Source organism: Treponema endosymbiont of Eucomonympha sp. (genome assembly GCF_001028545.1).
Map to the genome: position 1 here is coordinate 1 of NZ_BBPW01000702.1, position 432 is coordinate 432.

Sequence of the window (432 nt, forward strand, 5' to 3'; positions counted from 1 at the left end):
CCGATGGCAGGTTCATCTGCGTTTGCTCATGCTGCAACGGTTCAGCCATATACGCATCAACCAAAGAAGCTGATTTGGCGTTTCTGGTTTTGAAATGTAGTCGCTGGCGCCGGCTTCAAGCCACTTCTCGCGATCGCCTTTCATCGCCTTCGCTGTGAGCGCGAGTATCGGAAGCGTATGAAAGTCCGGAATTTTGCGAATCTCGCGAATCGTCTCGTAGCCGTCCATTTCCGGCATCATGATATCCATCAGGACGAGACTGATGTCGGGAGTCTTCTGTACGATCTCAGTGGCGGGTTTACCGTTGGTTGTACTCACGACATCCACGTCGTGATTTTCGTGCAGGGTTGTTAGTGCGAAGATGTGTCGGGAATCGTCTTAGACAATTAGCACTTCGCGTTTCGGCAGAATTTCGTTCGCCCCGTTAATACG

At 51.4% G+C, this 432-nt stretch carries 1 pseudogene; it reads right to left on the bottom strand.

The annotated features are described in order from the left end of the window. Positions 1-12: 12 nt before the first annotated feature. Positions 13-366, bottom strand: a pseudogene (locus AWU74_RS14395) (response regulator); the annotation flags it as partial. Positions 367-432 lie beyond the last annotated feature (66 nt).